Raw genomic sequence first — 24,157 nt, 5'->3', positions numbered from 1 at the left:
TTAATAAAAGTATTTGAAGCTAGCGTAGAAGTTACTCGCATCTTCAAACTGATTATAAAATGTGTGATTGTCATCACCGTAAAATAGATTCATACCCATCGCTAATCGCCACTGGTCAACTGGACTGTAATCAACACGCAATTTTAAAAAACCGTCCTTGTCGCTGGTGGAGTAAAAGTTAAATGCGTTTATGGTTAAGGTTTGTTGCATTAACCGATAAACAAGTTGTTGAGTAACGACAATACGACTGCGATTGGGATCATATTCTGGTGTTAGGGAGTTTAACTTTAATTGTGAATAGTCATGGGTGCGTTCTAAATACCACTGCAGGCTGCCAGATACATCTTTCATTAACTCCTGTTCATAGCCAACCAAAAGTCGACTTTGATCGTTTGGAATTAGCGGATCCGTGCCTTGATTATCATCTCGAGAGGCATAATAAGCGAATTCTGCTTTGAGCAGACCCGCAAAAGCAGGGCTTACGATGCTGGCACCATAAACTTTGAGTTCAGAAAAGTAAGCTTGGCCTTCACTGGTTTGGCTGCTGGGCGATTTATGAAAGCCATCGTAAGCATAAATGGCAAGTTCAGATGAGCCAAAGGTTTTATAATAGCGTAATGCATATTCTGGCGACTCCGGTAAATAAGGTGGATTTACTTCAAAACCGGGAGCGATGTTGCTGCCTACCTGTGAAGAGAAAAATGAAAAGTAATCGCCATTGATGTAGTTGTCTGCTGCAAATTCTGGAGTAACAACCAAGTCAATATTTCCCCAATCAAAAAATCCAGATAACTTAGCTGATAGGGAAGGTGCTTTGAGGTAATCGTCATTACGACCTGCAAAAAATGATTGATAATCTTTTGGGAAAAGGTCATTCAGAAATAAATAATCACCTGTTCCCCAAGTCAACACTTGTTGACCTAGTTTTAAATCAAAATATTTACCCCATTCACCCAAGGCATCTAGTCTTCCTTGCCATGCAAATTCCCGAACGTCTAATTTCACATCATCTAATACACCGTCATAATACAGGTCGCTGGTGATGGTTAAACTGGAATGGTTGAGTAGCTTTTCCCACTGCACTTGTAAACGAATATCTCTGAGGGTTTTAGCACCATCGATGACCGGATCTGAGGATATTCTGTTGCCCGCGCTAACGTCAATAAAGCCGGTAAATATCGGGCTTTCCACTGCTTCTTCCGACCAGTCGCCCATATCCCATTCATCTTCTGAAGTTTGGGCTACAGTGTTTAACGTGACGAAAAGTAACGTCATCGTAAAAAAAGCGCGGGACGATAACCTATTTTTCATTATTTTAACCATTGGCGAGGCGGAGTACGCAAACTTCGTTCAGAAAATACCACGTCTGGCAGCCCTAGATCATAGCTGATATTTCTAAATTCCATTAAGGTATAACCACCATTAATTAAATCGCTTACTTTGGAGCGAACCACTGTAGGAAACCCTTGAATTTCTTCGATTTTTATAGCTTCAACTCGTCGGTAATTCACACCATCTTGATTAAAAAAATCAATATTCACCGGCAGCTTTGTTTGTTTACTAATGCTGACGTGGTAGTAGCTAAACTCAACACTGTCTGCGGACTTGGGTGTGGCTTTCAAAATGTAGTTTTCCGATGTTTCATTCATCAGTTCAAAGGTATCCTCTGAGACAGCCCGACCAGATACATCTTCGTAAAAAAAGTGTGAACCCACAAAGGAGGTGCGTTTGTCGCCGGCTGATATGCGTTTGACTAAGTCCAGTGCCGGTAGATACAACCAGCGGTCATCATCAATTCCAATATCAGCATGTTTTTCCACTCTAAATACTGTGTCTTTAACATCCGTAGGACGGCTGAAAAACACCATCATCTGCTGATCTCCGTTGTCTTCGATATCACGTCTTAAGATAGTGAATTGACGCATTTGTTTACGTCCTTGAGAGTCGACAATCATCATGCGGGCATCTGAGCGGCCATCTTCGCCACTGTAATAAGCAACCTTTTCAGCGCTGCTAATTAACTCATCAACATCAACAGCTGCAGTGCCGGGTAACGACACTAACAATGAAAACGTAAATAATGTAATTCTTAACATTCTAAACCTCCAAATTGACTTAGTTTTTAAACACTAAGGTTTTTGCCAACGACATTACTGCGGGCAAAATAAGTAATGTCACTAGGGCAGAAATTGCCATAATACTCGCTAAAAATACGCCCACAGTGATATAGGGCACAAGGGGAGCAAATAATAAGGGGGTAAAACCTAGGGCAATGACAAGGGCATTACGTGTAATGGCACTAGCCGGCTCTTGAAACATCAACGCAAATGTTTGTTTAACATCTTTGTTTTGTTTGTATAAGGCGCGGGCCCTTTCTAAAAAGTGAATGGCGAAGTCTACTGACAAACCCAGTGTTAATGCTGATAAAACAGCGATTGGCATATCGTAATCTTTGCCAATAATACCAATCAACCCATAAATGAAAGTGATAGTGATGGTCAGTGGCAGCATTGCTAGCAAACCAAACACGAGGGATCTGAAGAGTATCACCATCATCACAAAAACAATCACAAATGCACTAATTAAACTATTAAGCATGCCTGCCACCATATTTTCTTGCCAAATGACATTAATATAGGCTTTGCCCGCCCATCCTAGTTCAATATTTGCGGGCAGGGGATGGCTGGCTACGTAATCATCCACCAATTGAATTACCTTTGTCATATCTTGGTTATCACCACTGCTTAACTGTAACCAAATTAAACTTTGCTGGTAATCTGGGGTAACAAAGTGCCATAGGTCATTAGGGCGATGGGATGACTGGTATTGCATTAATGTTTGCGCCACAGCTTGTGGTGACGTAGGGATTTGGTAATCTTTTGCTTCACCGGATCTGAGTTCACGATTGACTACTTTGGTCACATCGGCAAGGGAGTTGGATTTACCCACTAGCCCTGAACCTTGTAATTCAAGTTGCAAGGATTCTATGTAGGCCAGTAGTTGTGGTGACTGGAACGCTTTTGACTGGCTTAAAGCCAACTCTGTCAGACTTAACAACTGATTCAAATACTGATCTTCTATAGAACTTATTTGGGAAAACATTTTGTCTTCGATTTCAATAATAAGTTGTTGATACTGTTCGTTTAATGGCTCATTCTTAAGCTTTTCAACTGTGCTCTGTTGCCATTCATTTAAAGTAGAAGGCAGGTCTTTTATCATTAAGTTGTGAATTGGTACTAACGATGATTGTTGACTCAGCACAACGTATGCGTCGTAGGTTCCTGCAAAGTTTTCGTTGAGAACTTTGTCAGCGACTCGAATTTCATGGTCTGGTTTGAACCATCTTACTGGGTTATCGTTTATTTGAATTTGCGTAATTCCCCAAACCGATACTGCAAAAATCGCCGCAAAACTCAAAATCAATGAGCCCTTAAAATTCATTGCAATCTTACCCAAGCCAGCTGCTATTTTGGCTATTCTGGTCCCTCCACTTTGTTGGCTATGCATCACATCTTGAAGATTTTGTAATGAAGCTTCGCTCATCCTAGACAGGTAGGCGGGCATAAAGGTAATTGTGATTAAAAACGCCAATAAGATACCTGAGCCTACAAAGGCACCAAATATTTGCACCGGTGGAATGGGGGTTAACATCAATGAATAGAACCCCACTGATGAGGTGATTGATGTGTATAGCATGGGCGTAAATAGATGGCCTACTACTTCTTCTATGGTTTCTTGTAGATCTTCACCAGGCTTATGGCGGTCACTAAACTCCGACAATATATGCACCGAATCAACTACCGCAATAGGCATCAGAAAAATAGCAATCATTGACGACATGATATGAACGGTGAAGCCCATTCCAATTAACGCACCCATGGTTATGATTACGGTTGCCATAGCGACTATCATGGGCGCAATAATGAGCGGAATATTGCGGAAGAACACAAACAAAAGAATAAAAATAGTTAAACCAGCTAAGGGTGCTGAAATGCCCATTTGTACGAACATCTCGAAACCAAACTGGTCTTCAGCCACCGGTAAACCTGTAATGTACCACTGAGCGGAACTATCGCGCGCTTGTATTGCAGCACGAATTTGCTCTGCGAGTTTAAAACTTTGGTTTTTATCTAAAATTGGCACATAGATGGCTGCAGCCTTACCGTTATTGGACGCTAGTGTGTCTTGCAATAAAGGTAGGCGTGACAGCTTTTGCTGTATTTGTTGGCTAACTGAAATGGTCTCAGGTGGCGAGGGCATCATCCATTCAAACCGAATTGCCCCTTCACCTTCTTGACTTATATTATCTACCGTTGAAATTGACATAACGTCAGCAGAAACCACGCCATCTAATGACATAATTGTCTTCGTAATGTCAAAAATGTCAGTTAGTACGTCGGGTTTAAATACACCATATTCGTCGGAGGTATTCACCACGCCAACAACTATTGCATCATACATACTAAAGGTTTGTTTTACTTGATTGTGGAATACACGGGCGGGGTGCTCTGCATCCAGCATATTCTCTGGGTCTGTATCAATTTGGATGCGAGGAATTTGCGATGCTAGGAGCAACACAAATAGCAACAAAATTCCATAAACAGATTTAGGTTTATGGGTACATAAATGGACTAAATTTTTGGCTATATTTTTCATAAAACTCTGTTGCAAATAATCTTTCGTGTTAATTTTATTATGAGGATTGCAATAAGAGTGCCATTGATTTTTGGGCTCAATACTTAGCGTTCGACACGCTATCTAATTAAAAGCAATAAGTGTGGTAGGGGCGTCAAAGATCTTGGGAAGTCGTAGTTTTGGCTGTTAGCTAAGTATTTTACTAAAGTTTATGACTATTAGATTAGCGTGTTAAAGGAAGCGACGTTAATCTTATTTTGATTGGATGTTATTATTACTGATTTTATTGTGAGTTAAAATTTTACTCTCAGGCATAGTGCAATTTCGGCCATTTTCTTTGGCTTGGTACAAGAACTTATCAGCTGCACTTATGGCTTTATCTACACTTATGTTTTTAGTGACCTCTTTAACCCCAATACTCAAGGTAATATTAAATTCTTTTCCAGCATACTTGAAAGTATGACCTGCTACTTTAAGGCGTATTTTATCAGCTAAAAAGTGCGCGTCATGCTCGTTAGTTTCTGGTAAAAGAAATAGAAACTCTTCTCCTCCCCAGCGCGATATTTTATCTTGTTTTCGTAACGTTGAAGTGAATAACTCAGACAAATTCTTAAGCACATAATCACCGCCTTCATGACCATAAAGGTCGTTTACACCTTTGAAGTGATCAATATCACACAATAATAATGACATGTTAACTTTGCTGCGCTGAGCACGATTATGTTCGTGGTCTAAATAATCTTGCATGGCTCTGCGGTTAGGTAACGAGGTCAGTGGATCCTGCATTGCTTGTTGTTCAAATTGATCACTTAACTTTTGCATAAATGAGATGAATTTTTGTCTTGAAAATTCATAAAAACCAAATAATAAAGTAACCGTTAAAAAGGAATAAATGAGACGCGATTTAAATTCGTGAGTGTATGAGGTGTTTAATAATACTTCGCCTGGGTAAAACAACATGACGCTCACTATGATGACAAATAGACCTATATTCGCCAGTCCTCGGCGAAGTCCCCCAAAAAAGAAAGCGACTGGAGGTAATATATAAATCCACAGCGGACCGGTGTTTCCATGGCCACCACTAAACACCAAGTAAAGCATTAAAAAAAGCAGACAAGTAAAAATAATACGGGTAGAGATTTTGTAGGTATTTTTAATTTTTTTGAGTCGATGGATTTGATGACTGACGAAAAACAAAAAGCTGGCAGTAAAAAGCGAAATAGAAAGAACTACCTCACCACCGAAGGCTGCAGAGATACTTAATATGAAAGTGAGGGAATAGCCAATAACTGAAAAAAGATTTGAAACAAATAATTGTTGATTTGTTTCGCTATTTTTATCACCTTCAGCACCTAAATATAGATAGGAAAGCATCCAATCTGTGATTTTTTTTATCATTAGTTTCTAACGTTATCCATGTTCTCTACTATATCTTCGCTTAAGTTTTCTAACAAGTCTCGTAATTTACCAACTGCATGTCCGTAACCATTTTTAGCCAAAGGTAGTTCAAATTTAAAGTGATACATTGACCTAGTCAACTCTGTCTGACTTTGCTTATTATATATCCAATATTGACCAGCTAACACTACTCTTGATTTAAATGTAGGCGAAAAATGATTTATTTTCACCCTAAGGTTAATTCCATGGCTAGCAGAATTAACTTCATCAGAGGAAGAGAATAAAGCCGTATTGGAATGTTCATTAAGATCGTTTATTAGTGAACTTTGAATACTTGCTTGTAAAGGTTGTGCCCAGAAATGCTGTTTAGAATAGTAAACTTGATGTTCATCTAATTGCATACTCAATCCAGCTTGTTTTAAGTAATCGGCTAATTCAATTGGTTGCACAACAACCGTTTTAGGACGTTGAGAAAGATCACTTGGTATCGACATTGATGTTGAGCTATCGAGCAGGTAGTACTGAACATTTGTATTCGTCTCGGTAGCACAACCTGCCAACAGCAGGACTATTCCCAACACATAAAAAACAGGCTTAGTCATTTTGAATTTCCTCGTTTATAGATTGTGCTTTAGGTTCAATTATTGGTTGAGTACCATCACTGAATATTAAACTATTTGGTTTTTGGTTAAGTTGCTGTAATAACGGGATTAATTGTTGTAGAGTCGTTTGAAATTGTTGCATTGTTGATATTAGTTCTTGGTTTGTTTTAGAGCCTGCTGAGTAGTCCTTGAGTAGTTGAGTAAAAGATTCAGCTGCATGGTTTATATTCTCACTTGTTTGTTGATCTTTCACATCCACAAGTAAGCCATCCAAGGTGTCGATAGTTTGTTGAAGTGCAAGTGCAGTAGAATTGAAGGTTTGCATAAGTTGACTCGCATCTTGCGATATCTCAGCAAAAGGTATGGCATTTATATTGTCTAAAACGCCACTTACTTTTTGTGTGATCTGAGCGAATTCCCCTGATGTTGTGGGAATGACATTATACCCATGAAATCTACTTAAAGGTTCTGGTTCGGCATCTTTGTAATGTTGTAAATCGACATACAGTCCGCCGGTCACTATATTACCTATTTTAAGAGATGCTCGCAGACCCTGTTCAATACCACGTAACGTTTGTCGCTTAATAATTTCTACGCCTGCTTGGTTATCTGGTTGTTGCATTCTACTTGGTTGGATATTGATTAGTACTGGGATGGCAAATTCATCGTCTAGCAATTTACTTTCAGCTAAACCAGGAAGATTGATTTCAACTACCTTTCCAATCTGCAGACCTCGATATTCTACAGGTGCGCCAACCGTTAATCCGCGAATACTATCTTTGATCATTAATACAAAGTTGACTCCCAATTTGTAGCGTTTATTAGATGCACTATCGTAGTCTTTGTATATCTCAAATGATGCTTGACTGGTGACGCGTTTGCCGGTGGGCATACCTTCTGGAATACCAAATGTGACGCCATTGGTGAGCATGGTCTCTATGCTACCGGTTTTGATTTCAATGCCATTGGCAGCCAAATCGAGACTTATACCACTGGCATTCCAAAATTTAGTATTTTCAGTAATGAGTTTATGGTAAGGCGCTTGAATAAAGGCATTATAAGACACCTTACGCTTGTCGACATCAAAATGCATATCTTCAAATTCGCCCACTTTTAATCCTTTATAAATTATTGGATCACCAGCTTTAAAGGATAGCTCTTGGTCACTATTTAAGGATATTTGTAAACCTGGCGTACCAGCTGCAGTAGTCGGCGGTGTTTCCAAGGCAATAAACTCACTTGATTGCTCACCTTCCGTGTTGGGCTCTAAAGTAATATAAGGGCCGGAAAGTAAAGTGGTTAAACCTGAAACGCCGTTGAGGGATACACGAGGGCGAACTAACCAAAATTTGCTATTTTCTCCTAATAAGATTTCGGCGCTGGGATTCATTCGTGCGGTAACAATTACGCCACTTAGATCAGGTTTTAGTTCTACTTTTTTGACGACCCCAATTTCGACATCTTTAGTTTTTATTTTAGTTTGATCAGCTTCGATACCAGAAGCTGAGACAAATTCAATGGTAATTAACGGGCCTTGGTTGGCCCATTGGTGATAGACCATCCACATACCAATAGACAGCGCAACCAACGGAATTAGCCAAAACTTAGATATTATTCGACTGGATTCTATATCGGCTGCTTGTGAGTCTGTTTGTTGATTATTATTATCTGTCATTTTGTGCGTCCGAATTGCTCCAAATTAATCTAGGATCGAAAGTCATTGCTGCTAGCATTGTTAGTATCACCACAGCACAAAATGCTAGTGCAGCGGGGCCGGGAAATACACTCATAGTGTTCCCAAGCTGTATTAAGCTAACCAAAATAGCAACGGCGAATATATCAACCATTGACCAACGACCAATAAACTCTGTTAGTCGATACCAAAATATTCGTTTATTTTGCTTTTTAATCGTACCGTATTGTACGCAGTAGTTAAGCCAAATTAATATTACTAATTTACCAATAGGCACTACTATACTTGCTACAAAAATAACTAAAGCAATGGGGTAGGATTTGTTTTGCCACATAGAAATAACACCACCTAAAATGGTACTAGGCTCATCTGTTCCCAAAAAAACGGTATGCATAATAGGTAAGGTATTAGCGGGAATATATAATAAGATTGATGTCAGTAACAGCGCCCAAGTTCGTTGAATACTCTCTGATTTTGGGAGCTTTTTTTTACTGTGCTGGGCGTCTGTGGCAGTAATATAAAGTTGGTGTTTATCCATAGATAACATTGTGGCAACCATACAGACTGTAAAGCCTATATAAGCGTAAAATGATAGACCTATGCTAATATCAGCAAACGAACTAATTTTAATTAAGCTAACCAGTACACCAATTAAAAATATCTCTGCCATACTCCACGGAATAAGGGTATAAACCACATTCAGAATAGCCTTGGAGGTGTTAGGATTTTTTGTTGCTGGAAAAGGTAACAGTACAAGTAGTAAGCCAGTTAATACGATGGCTGGAACGATAACAATGGAAAGTAACTGAACGACTGCTAAGAACATGTAGTCGTTAACTATCAACACATCTAACCCCGATATAATACCAATAGCTTGATGTTGCCCATTAGTACTAAAACCAAGAAAGTTAAATGGCATAGACAGTATTAAGAAAATCAACGCACTGACGGCAAACATAATTATTCGCTGATTCGCACTATCGAGGTGTTGCGTCAATACATGACCGCAAAGAGGACATTTTGCTTTTTGCCGATGGGCTAAACGAGGAATAACCACTTTGGTGTCACACTGTTGGCAGACAGTTTTTCCGCTGTGAATTGGGTCAGATAATCCTTTACTCATTATTTTGAACCGTTACTCATCTTGACTAAACCTTAGTTAGCTTGAGTTTGTTTCGCTAAACAATCAGAAAATATTGCGATACTTTTATCTATTTCACTCTGTGTCGTAGCCCATGAACAAATACTTATTCTAATCACTTGTTGTCCCATCCATGTAGCGCCACCACTCCATGTTACTCCAGAGTCTTGAATGGATTTTAGCGTTTTTACTGTGACCTCATCAGAGTCTGTCGTTAAAATAACTTGATTGAACACCACATCATTTAGCACATTAAAACCCGCAATTTTGGCTTGTTCGGCGAAGTAAATTGCATGCTCATGTAAAAGTTCAACTAACTCTGCGATCCCACTTCGACCTAAATAAGCCAAGCAAGCCCATAATTCGATGCCCCTTGCCCGTCTGGACATGTCTGGGGTGTAGTGCATGTTGTCGCGATTTTCACTAGGCTGAATATAGGAGCCTTGATGATGCAGTGCATGGGTGAGTGCGGTTGGGTCTGCGCATAATATAACACCACAATCATAGGGAGTATTTAAGGTTTTGTGAGCGTCAACGGACCATGAGTCAGCTAAGTGAATGCTTTTTGTTAGGTCAGCAAACATCGTGGACGCCGCAGCCCATAAACCAAACGCACCGTCAACATGTACCCAAGCGTTTGCCACTTTAGCTTTGGGAATAATACTGTGAAAATCATCAAATGCTCCGCTACACACGTTGCCAGCCTGTAAAACGACGATACAGCTTTGGTCTAAAGGTGGAATTGAGTCAACAATCATACGACCTTGTTCGTCGCACTCAACCCATTCTATTTGCTGTTGCCCGAATCCGAGTATATTTAACCCCTTGACCACAGTGCCATGTGTCTGTTTGCCTAAAATGATGCGCAGCGCGGGAGCGCCAAACAGACCCTGTTGACTAATATCCCAACTTAATCGGCTCAATTGACGATAGCGGGCAGCGGCTAAACCGCATAAGCTGGCCACGGATGTACCACCAACAAGACCCGTTACTGTATCGGACGGCAGTGTAAATAGTTGTTGTAACCATTGTTGGCAAATGCTCTCTAACTTTGCTGCAATTGGAGAGGTTGCAAACAGTGCTGCGTTTTGATCCCACACATCGGCTAACCATTTGGCTGCCAAGCCTATGGGAAGGGCTGAACCGTTTACAAAACCATAATAACGACCGTTTGCATACCGAACCGTGTTCAGTTCACCTTGTTTAGCTAATAAACTTAAAATGGCATTTTCATCGCCCATCTGTTCCGGTAGCTGAGTATCGAATTCACTCAATAATTCTAAATTATGTTGCGAAGGGTATATGGCCTTTTGATGCGAATTGTTTTGGTAAGTAATTGCATCTTCACAAGCCTGTTTCAACAATACTGAAGTACGCGCTTGTTCGAACAAATTTTTTTGTAATTTAGACATGGTCGTACTTCCTGTGTGAAACCTATGTTTACGTTATCATTAAATGGGTATTTTTAGAAAAATATGTAAAAAAAAAGCCATCTTTAAGATGGCTTTCGGAAATATATGAACTAACTTAGTTCTACAAATTAGTAATTTGCATTACCTGGAGAACGAGGGAAGGGGATTACATCACGAATATTCTGCATCCCTGTCACATAGGCTACTAAGCGTTCAAAGCCTAAACCAAATCCTGAATGTGGTACTGTGCCGTATCGACGTAAGTCGCGATACCAAGCATAGTCTTCTTTATCCAGCCCCATTTCTTCTAATCTTTGGTCAAATACATCTAAACGTTCTTCACGTTGAGAACCTCCAATGATTTCACCAATTCCTGGAGCCAATACATCCATTGCTGCAACCGTTTTACCATCGTCATTAATGCGCATATAAAATGCTTTAATATCTTTAGGATAGTTTTGCATGATAATTGGCGCACCTACATGCTCCTCGGCAAGATAACGTTCATGCTCAGAAGATAAATCTACGCCCCAATCCACTGGGAATTCGAATTTTTTACCACAGTTTTTCAGTATTTCGATGGCATCGGTGTAATCCATTCTGACGAAGTCTTGGGAAATTACCTTTTCCATTCTATCTTTAACATCTTTGTTAATGTGTTGCGCAAAGAAAGCCATATCGTCGGCGCGTTCTTCTAGCACCGCTTTAAACACATACTTCAGCATGTCTTCGGCTAGTTGAGCCACATCAGATAGCTCGGCAAAAGCCACTTCTGGTTCAATCATCCAAAACTCGGCTAAATGACGACTTGTATTTGAATTTTCGGCTCTGAACGTTGGACCAAAAGTATATACCTTGGACATGGCTGTACAGTAAGTTTCTACGTTCAACTGACCTGAAACCGTTAAGTAAGTTTCTTTTCCGAAAAAGTCTTGGGAATAATCAACTTCACCTTGCTCAGTTTTGGGTATGTTCATCATATCTAAGGTGGATACTCTGAACATTTCACCGGCACCTTCAGTGTCGCTAGCGGTTAAAATTGGAGTACTGATCCAAAAATAGCCTCGTTCGTGGAAAAAACGATGTATTGCTTGAGATAAACAGTTACGAACACGGGTGACTGCGCCAATTACATTGGTTCTTGCCCGCAGGTGAGCGTGCTCTCGAAGATATTCAATACTATGGCGCTTTGCTGACATGGGATAGGTATCAGGGTTTTCCACCCAACCTAAAATGTCAACTTGCTTCGCATCTATTTCCAGGGCTTGGCCTTTACCTTGTGAGGCTTTAACCTCGCCAGTTACGGCAATAGAGCAACCCGTAGTAAGACGTTGGATATCACTATAATTTTCCGTTGTATTCAGGGCAATCACCTGAATCGCGTCGAAGCAGCTTCCATCATGTAAATTGATAAAAGACAATCCTGCTTTAGAATCTCTGCGGGTTCTTACCCATCCTTTCAAAACTACCTGTTCCCCGATTGGGTACTTGCCAGTTAACACGTCAACCACTGGGGCATGCGCCATTGATATTCTCCACTACAGCAGGGGGTAACCTGCAATTTTTTGATTACAAACTAAAATATGACAATCGTCTAGGATAAACAATAATCTAGATGAAACTTACTTAATGCTCTACAGTTACTAAAGCTGGATAATTAAAATGTCACTAGACTCTGTCATTTAAATAAGGTGTGTAATCTTACTTAGCTAATTGACAGACTCAAGTAAAAATAGGCGCTAAACAGAGAATATGTCTGATCAATACCCTTGGCAGGGTGAAAATCGCCGAAAAACGCCACGAAGCCACGATAAATTTTACCAAATTGTTTTGGGATTGAATATCGTTGCTTGGGTGATATTTGTCGCGTCACTAATTGTTTTCCATTATGCCCGTCCAGAATTGATCTCAGGTGTGCAAGAATATTGGGGAGTGAATGGTCGGCAAGATTGGTCTATGTCACTTAGTATTTATTTGATTATATTGCTTTGCCTATGCACTTCTATGAGTTTATTTGTGTTAATTATGCGGCGATATCGAACTCGTCGCCGAAATGATTATTTTGGGGTCAATGTGATTATTTTATTAGCCATTAGTGTCGTGGTGTTAGTTTGGATACTGTCTGATATTTGAGTTTATCCTAATTAAGAGTTTGTAAGCTTATGGCAATAGCGGCTGTTAACTGACTCAGTTGTTGTTGATTAATGATAAACGGAGGCATGATATAAATCAGTTTACCAAATGGCCTGATCCACACACCGTTATCAACAAACACACGTTGTAACTCTGCGACATTTACTGCTTTTTTACACTCAATGACACCAATCGCACCCAGCACTCGAACATCTTCTACTGCAACATGATCTTTTAATGGTAACAACTGATGCTGGAGTTGTTCTTCGATACTTGCCACTTGAGATTGCCACTTGTTTTGAGCCAATAAAGCCAAACTCGCATTAGCCACTGCGCAAGCTAAAGGATTTCCCATATAAGTGGGGCCATGCATAAATACCCCAGGTTCACCGGCGCAGACTCCTAAGGCAACGTCTTCAGTACATAAAGTAGCAGCCAACGTCATATAGCCTCCTGTTAACGCTTTACCTACACACATAATATCGGGGCTGATGCCCGCATGTTCACACGCAAAGAGTTTTCCTGTTCGGCCGAAGCCGGTGGCAATTTCATCGCAAATTAATAATATATTGTGCTCATCACATAATTGACGACAACGATGCAAATATTCTGGGTGGTAAATGCGCATGCCACCGGCACCTTGCACTATGGGTTCAATTATCAGCGCCGCAACTTCGTTCTTATGAGTCAGTATTAAATCCTCTAACGGGCCTATATCATCTTCATTCCAGGTCTGATCGAATCGAGTTTGTGGTGCAGGAGCAAAAATTTGGGTTGTAAGTGTTTGGTTGAAAATACTGTGCATTCCATTGACGGGGTCGCACACCGACATAGCCGCGAATGTATCGCCATGGTAACCATTACGTGGAGATATAAACCGAAATTTTTCAGGGGCACCCTGACAAGCCCAATATTGCAATGCCATTTTCATAGCCACTTCAACGGATACAGAGCCTGAATCGGCTAAAAATACCCGCTCTAACCCCTCTGGGGTGATATCGATTAAGGTTCTACATAAATCGATAGCCGGTTTATGGGTTATCCCACCGAACATCACATGGGACATTTTCCCTAGTTGTTCCCTAGCGGCTTGGTTTAAATCTGGATGATTGTAGCCATGAATGGTTGCCCACCAAGACGACATGCCATCCACTAATTCTTCACCATCATTAAGCTTTAATAACACCCCTTCTGCAGATTCAACTTGGTAACAAGGAAGGGGATTAATGGCTGAAGTGTAGGGGTGCCATATATGTTTTTGGTCGAATTCTAAGTCAGGTAGGTCAAAATTGTTCAATTTGCGCTCACTTGTAAATCAAAATGCCTGATAGGAGTTGACAATGTTTAAGTGGGGCTTAGACTAAGCCAACATAATTCGATAGTAAAGGACCAAATATGGCGTTTCCAGCAGATTTTTCAGGTAAATCAGAGATTAGACACGACTGGACTTTAGATGAAGTAAATGCATTGTTTGCCATGCCGTTTAATGATTTACTTTTTCAAGCTCAATGTATTCATCGCCAACATTTCGATCCTAATTATGTGCAGGTCAGCACACTATTATCGATTAAAACTGGAGCTTGTCCTGAAGATTGTAAATATTGCCCGCAAAGTGCTCGCTACGATACAGGTCTAGAAAAAGAGCGTTTGTTAGAAATTGAAAAAGTCATTCAACGAGCTAAAGAAGCGGTGGCCACCGGCTCGACCCGTTTTTGTATGGGAGCTGCTTGGCGTAATCCAAAAGATCGCGATATGCCTTATGTGTTGGAAATGATTAAAGAAGTCAAAAAACTTGGACTTGAGACCTGCATGACCTTAGGGATGCTAACTCGTGATCAAGCAATTGCGCTAAAACAGGCTGGTCTAGATTACTACAATCATAACTTGGATACATCACCAGAATATTACGGTGATATCATCACCACTCGTACCTACCAGGATCGCTTAGATACACTGCAAAATGTCCGTGACGCCGGTATGCATGTTTGTTCCGGTGGTATCGTTGGCATGGGGGAAGAGGCTGATGACCGTTCAGGGCTATTAATGCAATTGGCTAATTTAGAGCACCACCCAGAAAGTGTTCCTATTAACATGTTAGTGAAAGTTAAAGGCACGCCGTTGGATGATGTGGAAGATTTAGATTCCTTTGAGTTTGTGCGTACTATTGCTGTGGCACGTATATTAATGCCGAAGTCTTTTGTTCGTTTGTCTGCAGGGCGTGAAGCCATGAATGAACAAATGCAAGCAATGTGTTTTATGGCTGGTGCTAATTCGATTTTTTACGGATGCAAATTGTTGACAACCTCTAACCCAGACACGCACGAAGATGTGATGTTATTCAAAAAGCTGGGAATTAATTCGAAACAAACCCGTGAGTATTCAGACGAAGCCCATGAAGCCGCTTTAATGGAAGAAATTCAGGCTGGTGAAGCTGAGCAAGCAGGAAGTGAGTTGTTTTATGATGCCAGTAAGCCAGTCACGGCCGTACCTGAAACGACTAAATAGTTAGTGGCTTTCGCTTATTTAAAAGAAGGGCTAAACGCCCGTCAACGTGATGGATTGTTACGTCAACGAAGGGTCATTGACGCTTCTGTTGGCGCTATGATCGAAGTTGAAGGCCAGCACTTTTTAAGTTTTTCCGGCAATGACTACCTTGGCCAACGTCAAGATTTAGCAGTGATGCAAGCTTGGGTTGAGGGCGTTTCAGATTACGGAGTGGGTAGTGGTGCGTCACCGCTAGTTACCGGTCATACTCAAGCTCACCAGCAGTTGGAAGATTATTTAGCCACAGGTTTAAAACGTGAAGCTGCGTTATTGTTCAACTCTGGTTTTGCTGCCAATCAAGCCGTTTGTCAGGCACTGGCTAATCCTCAACTGTGCATTCTCTCAGATAAATTAATGCACGCGTCTTTTGTAGAAGCTGGAAAACATTGTGAGGCTAAGTTCAAACGTTTTCGACATAACGATGTTAGCCATCTAAGTAATTTGCTCGCAGCTAATCAATCATCGGACTTATCATCTTCTGTCCAAGATAACCTCATAGTGACAGAGGGGGTGTTTAGTATGGATGGTGATTTAGGGAAGATAGCTGAATTAAACACCGTTGCTCAACAGCATGATGCTTGGTTAATGGTAGATGACGCTCATGGCATGGGGGTCTTAGGTGAAACAGGTTTAGGCAGCGTTGAGCACTTTAATTTAAGTCAAACCCAAGTTCCAATTTTAATGGGGACTTTTGGTAAAGGCATTGGCACTTCAGGTGCCTTTGTCGCGGGCTCACAGGTTCTCATCGATTATTTGATTAATTTTGCTAAACATTATGTGTATAGCACAGCAATGCCACCGGCTATGGCCTTGGCCACCTACGCGAGTTTTCAATCTTTAGCTGATGGTACTAAACAACAAGCTTTGACCCAGCGAATAGCCCAATTTAGATCATTATGTCAGCAAAAGGGTATTCCGTTGACAGATTCAAACACCGCCATTCAACCTATTGTTGTGGGTGATCCGGTTAAGTGTGTAAAAATTAGTGATGATCTCAAACGGCTTGGACTCTGGGTAACGGCGATTCGATATCCTACTGTACCTAAAGGTACAGATAGACTGCGTATTACCTTGTCAGCGAGTCACAGAACCACCGATATAGATGCATTTGTGGATGGTTTGCAGATGGTGCTTAAGCGTTATCAGGTATTGTCCAATGAATAATACGATAGATGATAAAAAACGCAGAATAGCTTATCAATTTAGCCAATCAGCCCATCGTTACGATGATATTGCTCAAGTTCAACTGGACATCGGTTTTGATGCCATTCAACAGGTTGCTGAGAACAAAAACGGCAAACTTCTGGATGTTGGCTGCGGCACCGCTCGGCTAACCCGCAGACTCGCAGATAAGTTTCAGTCTCTCACCGCTGTTGATTTAGCTGCTGGTATGATTGCCCAGGCAAAAAAGCTTAATCCATCTAAAGATGCTAAAGGTTACATCGACTTTCATATCGCCGATGCAGAAGCACTGCCATTTGCAGATAAAACATTTGATACGGTGTTTTCGTGTATGGCATTACAGTGGTGTACGACCATTCAAACAAGTTTAAATGAGATCCATCGGGTTTTAAGTGAGCAAGGCTGCGCAGTTTTAGTCTTGTTGAGCGAAGGTTCGATGGCTGAATTAGATCAAACTTGGTCAAAAGTAGACTGCGTGCCTAGGGTCAATCATTTCTTGCCTCACAGCGAATTGGTAAAAGCGGCAAAAACAAGCGGATTTAGCGTAGTAGGTCATCAAAAAAACTATACTACCTGGCATCAAAGCGCGATTAGTTTATTGAATAGTATTCGTCACATAGGCGCAAATGTAGTGCCTGAAACGGGCAATCATTCTAAATTGAGCCGACAGTCATTGGCAGAATTTGAACGCATTTATCGGCAAGATTTTGCGCTTAAAGGGCAATTGCCCTTGTCCTATGAAGTGAGTTTTTTAGTGTTGAGTAAAGCGATATGACCCATTCTATTTTTATTACAGGTACGGATACTGATGCTGGAAAAACCGTTATCGCCTCGGCGATCTTGCAACTTGCTGCAAACAAAGGGTTGAGTACTATAGGTTTTAAACCCGTATCTGCAGGCTGTATGCAAACCGCTGAAGGGCTGCGCAATGATGATGCTTTAGCCTTACAAAAGGTCAGTACAAAACAGCTAGCATATGAACAAATAAATCCCATTGCCTTTGCCGATCCCGTGGCCCCCCATTTAGCTGCAAAACGCATGGACGTCACTGTGGATATGCAACAAATCAATTTGGCTTATCAACAACTCGTCAATGAAAAAGCTGATCTGTTACTTACTGAGGGCGCGGGTGGTTGGCGGTTACCCATTTCTGAGGGCGTATTTTTATCTGATTTTGCGATACAACATAAACTTCCAGTGGTTCTGGTGGTTGGTATGAAGTTAGGCTGTTTAAATCATGCATTACTCACCTACCAGGCGATATGTGTCGATGGTTTGCAGGTGATTGGTTGGGTGGCAAATCAGATTGATGATCAGATGTTATATCTGCAAGATAATATTGATAGTTTAAAGGCTCTGATCCCCGCACCTTGTCTCGGTGTTGTGCCTAAGCTTAACAACACCGAACAAGCCGCAGAATACTTATCTATTGATGGATTATTACAATAGGTGAGTTAGCTCTGAATTGGCTGCAATGCTATGTTGCTCTTTTGCGTTGAATATAACGCCGTCCAAATCACCGATTAAGGTTAGTTTTTGGTTATCCAATAACAGTCCACTGCCTTCTCTAATGCCAACAACTGGAATGGTTGGGTTTAATACACAAAACTCTTCAATACGTTGCGCCCGGGTTTCACCATTGTGACCGGGTGGTTGGTAATCGCTATAGTGAGGATTAATTTGAAACGGCAGCAGTGCTAAAGCAGAGAATGACTCTGGCTGGATTATCGGCATGTCGTTGGTGGTTTTAATACTCAATCCGCATATATTCGACCCAGCACTCCAGCCAATATAGGGGGTGCCTGAGTCTACTCTATTTTTTATGCAGTCAATTAAACCCTTGTTCTGCAATTGATAAAGCAAGTTAAACGTATTGCCGCCACCAACAATAATAGCTTGAGCATTTTGAATAGCCTCTGATGGATCGTTGAAGCTATGTATACCACTAATGTTTATCTCTGGTAGCGCCTCTTGCACTTTGTCAGTGTAGTTATCCCAAGACATAGTCACACCGGCATAGGGGATAAAAATAGCCGATTGAATTTTATCTAAAAACGGCAATATCATTATTTTGTGATTAGCTAAATATTTTTCATTACCCACTTTTGAACTGCTTAACATGAGTACTCGTTTTTTTGACATTTTTTTCCTTTGAAATGCATTTAACGCTAGACGCGCATTTTTAGCTAGATAGAATGGTATAATATAATAAGCATAAGAGAATCGGAAATAGGAAACAACTTGAATGGCTGGAACAATTCGCTCTGTTTTGTTTGTATGTTTGGGAAATATCTGTCGTTCACCAAGTGCTGAGGCTGTGTTTAGAAAAAAGGCCAAAGAAAAAGGTTTGTTGTTGAAAATTGATTCAGCAGGAACCCAGGGCTATCATGTTGGCGCACCGCCAGATGAACGGTCTGTTAGCGTTGGTGAAGCTCGCGGTTATGATTTTGACGGCATTTCTTGTCGCAAAATTAGCAAACAAGACTTTCATGATTTCGATATCTTGATTGCCATGGATGAAATGAACCTGCGTGGTTTGCAAAGTGAATGCCCAGAAGAGTATCAGGATAAAATAAAGCTATTTATGTCTTTTTCTGGTTTAGAAGAAGAGATTATACCAGACCCGTATTATGGTGGTAAAAAAGGCTTTGAGTACGTTCTGGATTTAATTGAGTCATCAGCAGATGGTCTTATTGAACATATTTCCGCTTTAATTGTGCTTGAAGATTAACTATCTCCATTAGTTTGATACAAATAACCCTAAGGCAAGGTACAAACAATTTATTTCGACATTATAGTCAATAGTCGAATAGATTAGTGCATATAGACATTGTATTATGACGGCATATTAGGGTAATTTCCCATAAATTTTATTTAGCAGGTTTGACCTGCTTTTTTTGACTTCATTAAAGGAAAGCGTGTGAGCCAATGGCAACCTGACAGCTGGAGGTCTAAACCTATCCAGCAACAACCTACTTATCAAGATCAAGCGTTATTAAAGCAAGTAGAAAGCAAACTTCATAGTTATCCACCACTGGTTTTTGCAGAAGAAACCCGCCAGCTATATAAACAGTTAGGTGATGTTGCCGAAGGCAAAGGTTTCTTACTTCAAGGTGGTGATTGCGCTGAATCATTTGATGAATTCAACGCCCCTAAAATTCGTGATACTTTTAAAGTTATCTTACAGATGGCAATTGTTTTAACTTTCGCTGGAAAGTGCCCAGTAACGAAAGTGGCCAGAATGGCAGGACAATATGCAAAGCCGCGTTCGTCAGATTTAGAAACCATTAATGGTGTGTCTTTGCCAAGCTACCGCGGTGATATTATTAATAGCTTTGAGTTTACTGAACAATCCAGAATGCCTGATCCAAATCGGATGTTAGAGGCATACCATAGAGGCGCTTCTACCCTAAATTTATTGCGTGCTTTTGCTCAAGGTGGTCTAGCTGATTTGCATCAAGTCAATCGTTGGAATATGACCTTTCTTGAGAACAATCCGTTGCGTGATCGCTACCAAGACGTGACCAATCGTTTACAAGATGCATTAGAGTTTATGGATGTGATTGGCATTAATCATGTAAATAACGCGACGCTCCATGAAACCAATTTATTTACTTCTCATGAAGCCTTGTTGTTGAACTATGAGCAAGCTTTAACTCGTATCGATACTTTAACTGGTAAGCCCTACAATTGTTCAGCACACATGGTGTGGATTGGAGAGCGCACTCGCCAATTGGATCATGCACACATTGAGTTTTTCCGAGGTATACATAATCCTATTGGTGTCAAAATCGGGCCAACAATTCAAGAAGATGAATTGATGAGATTGATTGATACCTTGAATCCAGATAATAGTGCTGGGCGCTTAACACTCATTACGCGTATGGGCGCAGATAAACTTGAGCAGAATTTGCCAAAATTACTTCGTCGTGTAAAAGCGGAAGGAAGAAAAGTGGTGTGGAGTTCTGATCCTATGCATGGCAATACCAAAAAAGCTTCCAGTGGATACAAAACTAGAAACTTTGACGATATTTTAAGTGAAATTCAGCAGTTCTTCTCAGCTCACCGTGCTGAAGGAACACATCCAGGTGGTATCCATTTAGAGATGACTGGACAACACGTTACTGAATGTACTGGGGGCGCGTATCAAATTAGTGATGATGATCTTGCGCAAGCATACAAGACACAATGTGACCCTCGTTTGAATGCCGATCAAGTACTGGAAATGGCATTTTTAGTAGCAGATCATTTGAAAAGCGGTAAATAACGCTATAGCTTGATCTCACTCTTGTTTCACATTTAAAGCCAGTTGCTAATCCAACTGGCTTTTTTATATCTGACAGCTTCTAATTTAGTTCCAAAAAGTGCATATTATTTAAAAGTTTACAGGTTTTAATCACGTAACAGTGTAATAAAGGGAATTGACGATAAATGAGTAAATTAATCGATCTTAGTCATACAGTGGAAGATGGCTTAGTGACCTACAAAGGCTTACCAGCTCCAATCATTTGCGACTACTTGAGCCGAGAAGCGTCAAAATCGCACTATGACGAAGGCACGTCATTTCAAATCGGTAAAATTGAAATGTGCTCTAATACTGGCACATATATCGATTCCCCATTTCATCGTTATGCTGATGGCGATGATCTTTCTGAACTTTCACTTGAATCAGTTGCTCATCTAGATGGGGTTAAAATTACTATCCCTGAAAATATTTTAGCAATTGATGAAAGCTACTTTGCACAATTAGATTTAACCAATAAAGCCGTGCTCATAGAAACCAACTGGTCTCGTCATTGGAATACGGACCTGTATTATGAAAATCATCCATATCTAACGGAAGACGCAGCTATTTTCTTGAAGGAAAGTGGCGTGTCATTGGTGGGTATTGATAGCCATAATATAGATGATACTCGCGGCGGTGCAAGGCCAGTTCATAGTACTTTATTGGGGGCGGATATTTTAATTGTTGAACACATGTGCAATTTGCAATCGCTGCCAGATAAAGGGTTTTATTTTTATGCGGTGCCGGTAAAAATCAAAGGTTTTGGTACCTTTCCGGTGCGCGCATTTGCGCAATTAACAGAACAAAAAACCTAAACCGAAAGATCTCACCATAAGCTATGTCTTGTAAGACAAATAGGGACGAGTATGAAAACTGCAATAAAATGGATATTTAGTACATTCTTAGTAATTTTAATCATTGCTGTCATCGGGGGCTGGTGGATTGGACCGACTTGGCGTTCCTTGCTCTTAGATCCACCTAAAGATACTGATGTCCTGTTCTGGAGTCAAAGCCAGCGAGATGCAGGTTTTCTAGTGCTAGATCAACTGTCATTTCTGGTGAAATCCCGGGAAATTACACCAGCAGATAATATTAGAGTGTTGCCTAAAGGCGAGGCACTCGTTGTTAATGAAGATGTCGATAGGTTTTTTGACGAGCAGCGTTTGGCTGGCGGCTTAATCCTGCATAAAGGCAAAATTAGATTTGAAAAATACGCACTTGGACATTCACAACAAGGACGTTGGACGAGCTTTTCAGTGGCGAAATCATTTACCTCAAGCTTAGTGGGGATTGCGCTAAAGGAAGGTCATATTCGTAGTCTCAAGGATCCTGTGTCTGATTATATTGCGGGGCTAAAAGGTTCTGTCTATGACGATGTGACCATTGAACAATTGCTAACCATGACATCAGGTGTGGCGTGGAATGAAGATTATTACGATACAAACTCTGATGTGGCGTTATTTAATAATCACCAAGCAGAAGACGGTTTGCCAACAATAGTTAGTTATATGCGAATGCTAAATAGGGCTCATCCTGCGGGAGAAAAGTGGAATTATTCAACAGGTGAGACTAACCTAATTGGTATTTTGGTAGAGCGAGCTACCGGTAAAAGACTGGCAGATTATCTAACTGAAAAGATCTGGCAGCCTTTTGGTATGGCTAACAAAGCAACCTGGATTTTGGGGGCTGATGGTAATGAAATTTCTGGCTGTTGCATTCAAGCAAGCTTACGAGACTTTGCTCGCTACGGTTTGTTTATACTAGAACAAGGCAGAATAAATGGGCAATCTGTTTTACCCGATAACTGGTTAGCTAAGGCGACCACTACACAAACTGAAATAGGTGTTGAGGGCAGGGGCTACGGTTACCAATGGTGGACATTCGATGACGGCAGTTTTACTGCTGATGGTATCTTTGGACAAACAATATTTGTCGATCCTAATAGAGATCTCGTGATTGCATTTAATGGTAATTGGCCCACGGCTACCGATTCGAATTTAGATAGTAAACGTTTAGAGTTTATCGATAAGATAAGAGAAGCAATAGATTCGGAATAACACTATTGTTAAAAGGCTCGCTTTTCCATGTTTGTGGTAACTGGAGTATCACTTTCTTGATTGATATATAGAATCGAGAAAGTGAACCAGCGCTTACACAAACGCGTAAGCGTGTTTTTAAACTAGGATAAAGTATCTTACTAATTAAGCTTTCTTTTTATCCATCTTAACTACTTCCGCTTTTTCTTGTTCTAATATGGAATCCGCATCTGTGCCTTTAAATAATTTGGCAATGACGTCTTTATTTTTAGACAATAAAATAGTGAGGTCTTCGGCAACATCATTTGGCAATTTGATGCCTTTTGCTTGGATATAAGTGCCTAGATTATCCGCAACATCAAGCATTTTGTCATATTGATCAGCCGCCTTTTTGTCAGAAGTCACAAGTTTTTCTTCTCCATTTCGCTCAACAACATATCTCACAATAATAGCCATTATGTTTCCTCATATTTCTGTTGGTTTTGTGCCATCAAGGATAAATATAGCTTAATACTGTTTGTATGTACAGTATTTTGCTGAAGCACTAAACAAATGGTAGCGAAGTGTGTTGACGATTATTTAAGGAATGCTGAATTGGCTTCAATAGGATGATATATATCCACGCAATCGCTTAAGGTTTTGGCGGTGAGTTGAGGAACGCTATAGACCTGTGTTGAAACCTGATACTTGCTTTTGATATAACCCATTAATACCGCAAAGTCGCCATCTCCACTGAGTAAAATCACCTCGTCTAGAAGCGGTGATTGATCGATCATATCAACGGTAATACCAACATCCCAGTCACCTTTAGCTGTGCCATCGCTGCGTTGAATAAAGGGTTTTAGTTTAACTTCAAAACCAATATGCCTAAGGGCATCTTGAAATTTAATTTGTTGGTCATGTTGACGGGCAATGGCATAGGCATTGGCAACCACTATGTTGCCGCGAGTTGAGAGGTGCTGCCAAAACTGTCGATAATTAAACTGTTTTTGATAAGCCTGTCGGCAGGTGTAGTACACATTTTGCACATCCACAAAAACGCCGATGTTTTTGGTTTTATTTTGCATACCTTTACCGCCTACAGGTTAGTTAAGTT

At 40.6% G+C, this 24,157-nt stretch carries 22 protein-coding genes; 9 read left to right on the top strand and 13 right to left on the bottom strand.

Features of this window, described 5'->3' with window-relative positions:
• From AB6T38_RS15620 to asnS, 9 genes are all read right to left on the bottom strand, one after another.
• A complete protein-coding gene (locus AB6T38_RS15620; protein ID WP_372548187.1) occupies positions 1-1,311 on the bottom strand; it encodes a hypothetical protein in 1,311 nt (436 codons plus the stop codon).
• Positions 1,311-2,096 carry an outer membrane lipoprotein-sorting protein gene (locus AB6T38_RS15615; RefSeq protein ID WP_372548186.1) on the bottom strand — a complete coding sequence of 262 codons (786 nt, stop codon included), beginning with the start codon at positions 2,094-2,096 and terminating at the stop codon, positions 1,311-1,313. The genes AB6T38_RS15620 and AB6T38_RS15615 overlap by 1 nt, the downstream gene beginning before the upstream one ends.
• 19 nt (positions 2,097-2,115) lie before the next feature.
• The gene (locus tag AB6T38_RS15610) at positions 2,116-4,656 is read right to left on the bottom strand and encodes an RND family transporter (RefSeq protein ID WP_372548185.1); all 2,541 of its coding nucleotides are present in this window, start codon (positions 4,654-4,656) and stop codon (positions 2,116-2,118) included.
• Positions 4,657-4,887: 231 nt separating this feature from the next.
• The gene (locus AB6T38_RS15605) at positions 4,888-6,033 is read right to left on the bottom strand and encodes a GGDEF domain-containing protein (RefSeq protein WP_372548184.1); all 1,146 of its coding nucleotides are present in this window, start codon (positions 6,031-6,033) and stop codon (positions 4,888-4,890) included.
• Entirely contained in the window at positions 6,033-6,635 is a 603-nt protein-coding gene (locus tag AB6T38_RS15600; protein WP_372548183.1) for a membrane integrity-associated transporter subunit PqiC, read from the bottom strand. Before AB6T38_RS15600 ends, AB6T38_RS15605 begins: the two co-directional genes overlap by 1 nt.
• Entirely contained in the window at positions 6,628-8,310 is a 1,683-nt protein-coding gene (gene pqiB / locus AB6T38_RS15595; RefSeq protein WP_372548182.1) for an intermembrane transport protein PqiB, read from the bottom strand. Before pqiB ends, AB6T38_RS15600 begins: the two co-directional genes overlap by 8 nt.
• On the bottom strand, positions 8,300-9,451 hold the full coding sequence (locus AB6T38_RS15590) for a paraquat-inducible protein A (RefSeq protein WP_372548181.1): 1,152 nt from the start codon (positions 9,449-9,451) through the stop codon (positions 8,300-8,302). Before AB6T38_RS15590 ends, pqiB begins: the two co-directional genes overlap by 11 nt.
• Before the next feature lie 32 nt (positions 9,452-9,483).
• A complete protein-coding gene (locus AB6T38_RS15585; RefSeq protein ID WP_372548180.1) occupies positions 9,484-10,881 on the bottom strand; it encodes an aspartate aminotransferase family protein in 1,398 nt (465 codons plus the stop codon).
• Positions 10,882-11,009: 128 nt separating this feature from the next.
• Positions 11,010-12,407: an asparagine--tRNA ligase gene (asnS, locus tag AB6T38_RS15580; protein WP_372548179.1), complete on the bottom strand. Its 1,398-nt coding sequence runs from the start codon at positions 12,405-12,407 to the stop codon at positions 11,010-11,012.
• A 226-nt stretch (positions 12,408-12,633) separates the two neighbouring features.
• Between asnS and AB6T38_RS15575 the strand changes: the two genes are divergently transcribed.
• A complete protein-coding gene (locus tag AB6T38_RS15575; RefSeq protein WP_372548178.1) occupies positions 12,634-13,014 on the top strand; it encodes a hypothetical protein in 381 nt (126 codons plus the stop codon).
• 7 nt (positions 13,015-13,021) lie between these two features.
• Here AB6T38_RS15575 and bioA read toward each other — a convergent pair whose 3' ends face one another.
• Positions 13,022-14,311 (bottom strand): adenosylmethionine--8-amino-7-oxononanoate transaminase, encoded by a 1,290-nt coding sequence (gene bioA / locus AB6T38_RS15570; RefSeq protein WP_372548177.1) that lies wholly within the window; start codon positions 14,309-14,311, stop codon positions 13,022-13,024.
• Between the two features lie 98 nt (positions 14,312-14,409).
• On the opposite strand from bioA, the gene bioB reads away from it, so the two are divergent.
• Genes bioB through bioD form a run of 4 tightly spaced genes read left to right on the top strand, consistent with a single transcriptional unit; the run spans position 14,410 to position 18,189 of the window.
• Entirely contained in the window at positions 14,410-15,519 is a 1,110-nt protein-coding gene (gene bioB / locus AB6T38_RS15565) for a biotin synthase BioB (RefSeq protein WP_348493289.1), read from the top strand.
• A gap of 3 nt (positions 15,520-15,522) precedes the next feature.
• Positions 15,523-16,722, top strand: a complete 1,200-nt coding sequence (bioF, locus tag AB6T38_RS15560; protein WP_372548176.1) for an 8-amino-7-oxononanoate synthase — start codon at positions 15,523-15,525, stop codon at positions 16,720-16,722.
• Entirely contained in the window at positions 16,715-17,515 is an 801-nt protein-coding gene (locus tag AB6T38_RS15555) for a methyltransferase domain-containing protein (protein WP_372548175.1), read from the top strand. The genes bioF and AB6T38_RS15555 overlap by 8 nt, the downstream gene beginning before the upstream one ends.
• Positions 17,512-18,189, top strand: a complete 678-nt coding sequence (bioD, locus tag AB6T38_RS15550) for a dethiobiotin synthase (protein ID WP_372548174.1) — start codon at positions 17,512-17,514, stop codon at positions 18,187-18,189. The genes AB6T38_RS15555 and bioD overlap by 4 nt, the downstream gene beginning before the upstream one ends.
• On the opposite strand, the gene pepE is transcribed toward bioD, so the two are convergent.
• Positions 18,181-18,882, bottom strand: coding sequence for a dipeptidase PepE (pepE, locus tag AB6T38_RS15545; protein ID WP_372548173.1), 702 nt, complete (start codon positions 18,880-18,882; stop codon positions 18,181-18,183). The genes bioD and pepE overlap by 9 nt on opposite strands.
• Before the next feature lie 103 nt (positions 18,883-18,985).
• Here pepE and AB6T38_RS15540 point away from each other — a divergent pair, with 103 nt between their 5' ends.
• The 4 genes from AB6T38_RS15540 (at position 18,986) to AB6T38_RS15525 (ending at position 23,082) form a co-directional block, all read left to right on the top strand.
• Entirely contained in the window at positions 18,986-19,471 is a 486-nt protein-coding gene (locus tag AB6T38_RS15540) for a low molecular weight protein-tyrosine-phosphatase (RefSeq protein ID WP_372548172.1), read from the top strand.
• Between the two features lie 189 nt (positions 19,472-19,660).
• Entirely contained in the window at positions 19,661-21,007 is a 1,347-nt protein-coding gene (locus AB6T38_RS15535) for a class II 3-deoxy-7-phosphoheptulonate synthase (RefSeq protein WP_372548171.1), read from the top strand.
• Between the two features lie 164 nt (positions 21,008-21,171).
• Positions 21,172-21,840, top strand: coding sequence for a cyclase family protein (locus AB6T38_RS15530; protein WP_372548170.1), 669 nt, complete (start codon positions 21,172-21,174; stop codon positions 21,838-21,840).
• Between the two features lie 51 nt (positions 21,841-21,891).
• Entirely contained in the window at positions 21,892-23,082 is a 1,191-nt protein-coding gene (locus AB6T38_RS15525; protein WP_372548169.1) for a serine hydrolase domain-containing protein, read from the top strand.
• Positions 23,083-23,226: 144 nt separating this feature from the next.
• Here the strand turns inward: AB6T38_RS15525 and AB6T38_RS15520 are convergent, their stop codons facing one another.
• Together AB6T38_RS15520 and AB6T38_RS15515 are read right to left on the bottom strand one after the other, a co-directional pair.
• Positions 23,227-23,517, bottom strand: coding sequence for a YebG family protein (locus AB6T38_RS15520; protein WP_348493280.1), 291 nt, complete (start codon positions 23,515-23,517; stop codon positions 23,227-23,229).
• A gap of 119 nt (positions 23,518-23,636) precedes the next feature.
• Entirely contained in the window at positions 23,637-24,128 is a 492-nt protein-coding gene (locus AB6T38_RS15515) for an NYN domain-containing protein (protein WP_348493279.1), read from the bottom strand.
• Positions 24,129-24,157 lie beyond the last annotated feature (29 nt).

Source organism: Aliiglaciecola sp. SL4 (assembly GCF_041538045.1).
Taxonomy (GTDB): Bacteria; Pseudomonadota; Gammaproteobacteria; order Enterobacterales; family Alteromonadaceae; genus Aliiglaciecola.
The sequence above is the reverse complement of the archived record's forward strand: the minus strand, read 5'-3'. Positions and strand labels throughout refer to the sequence as shown.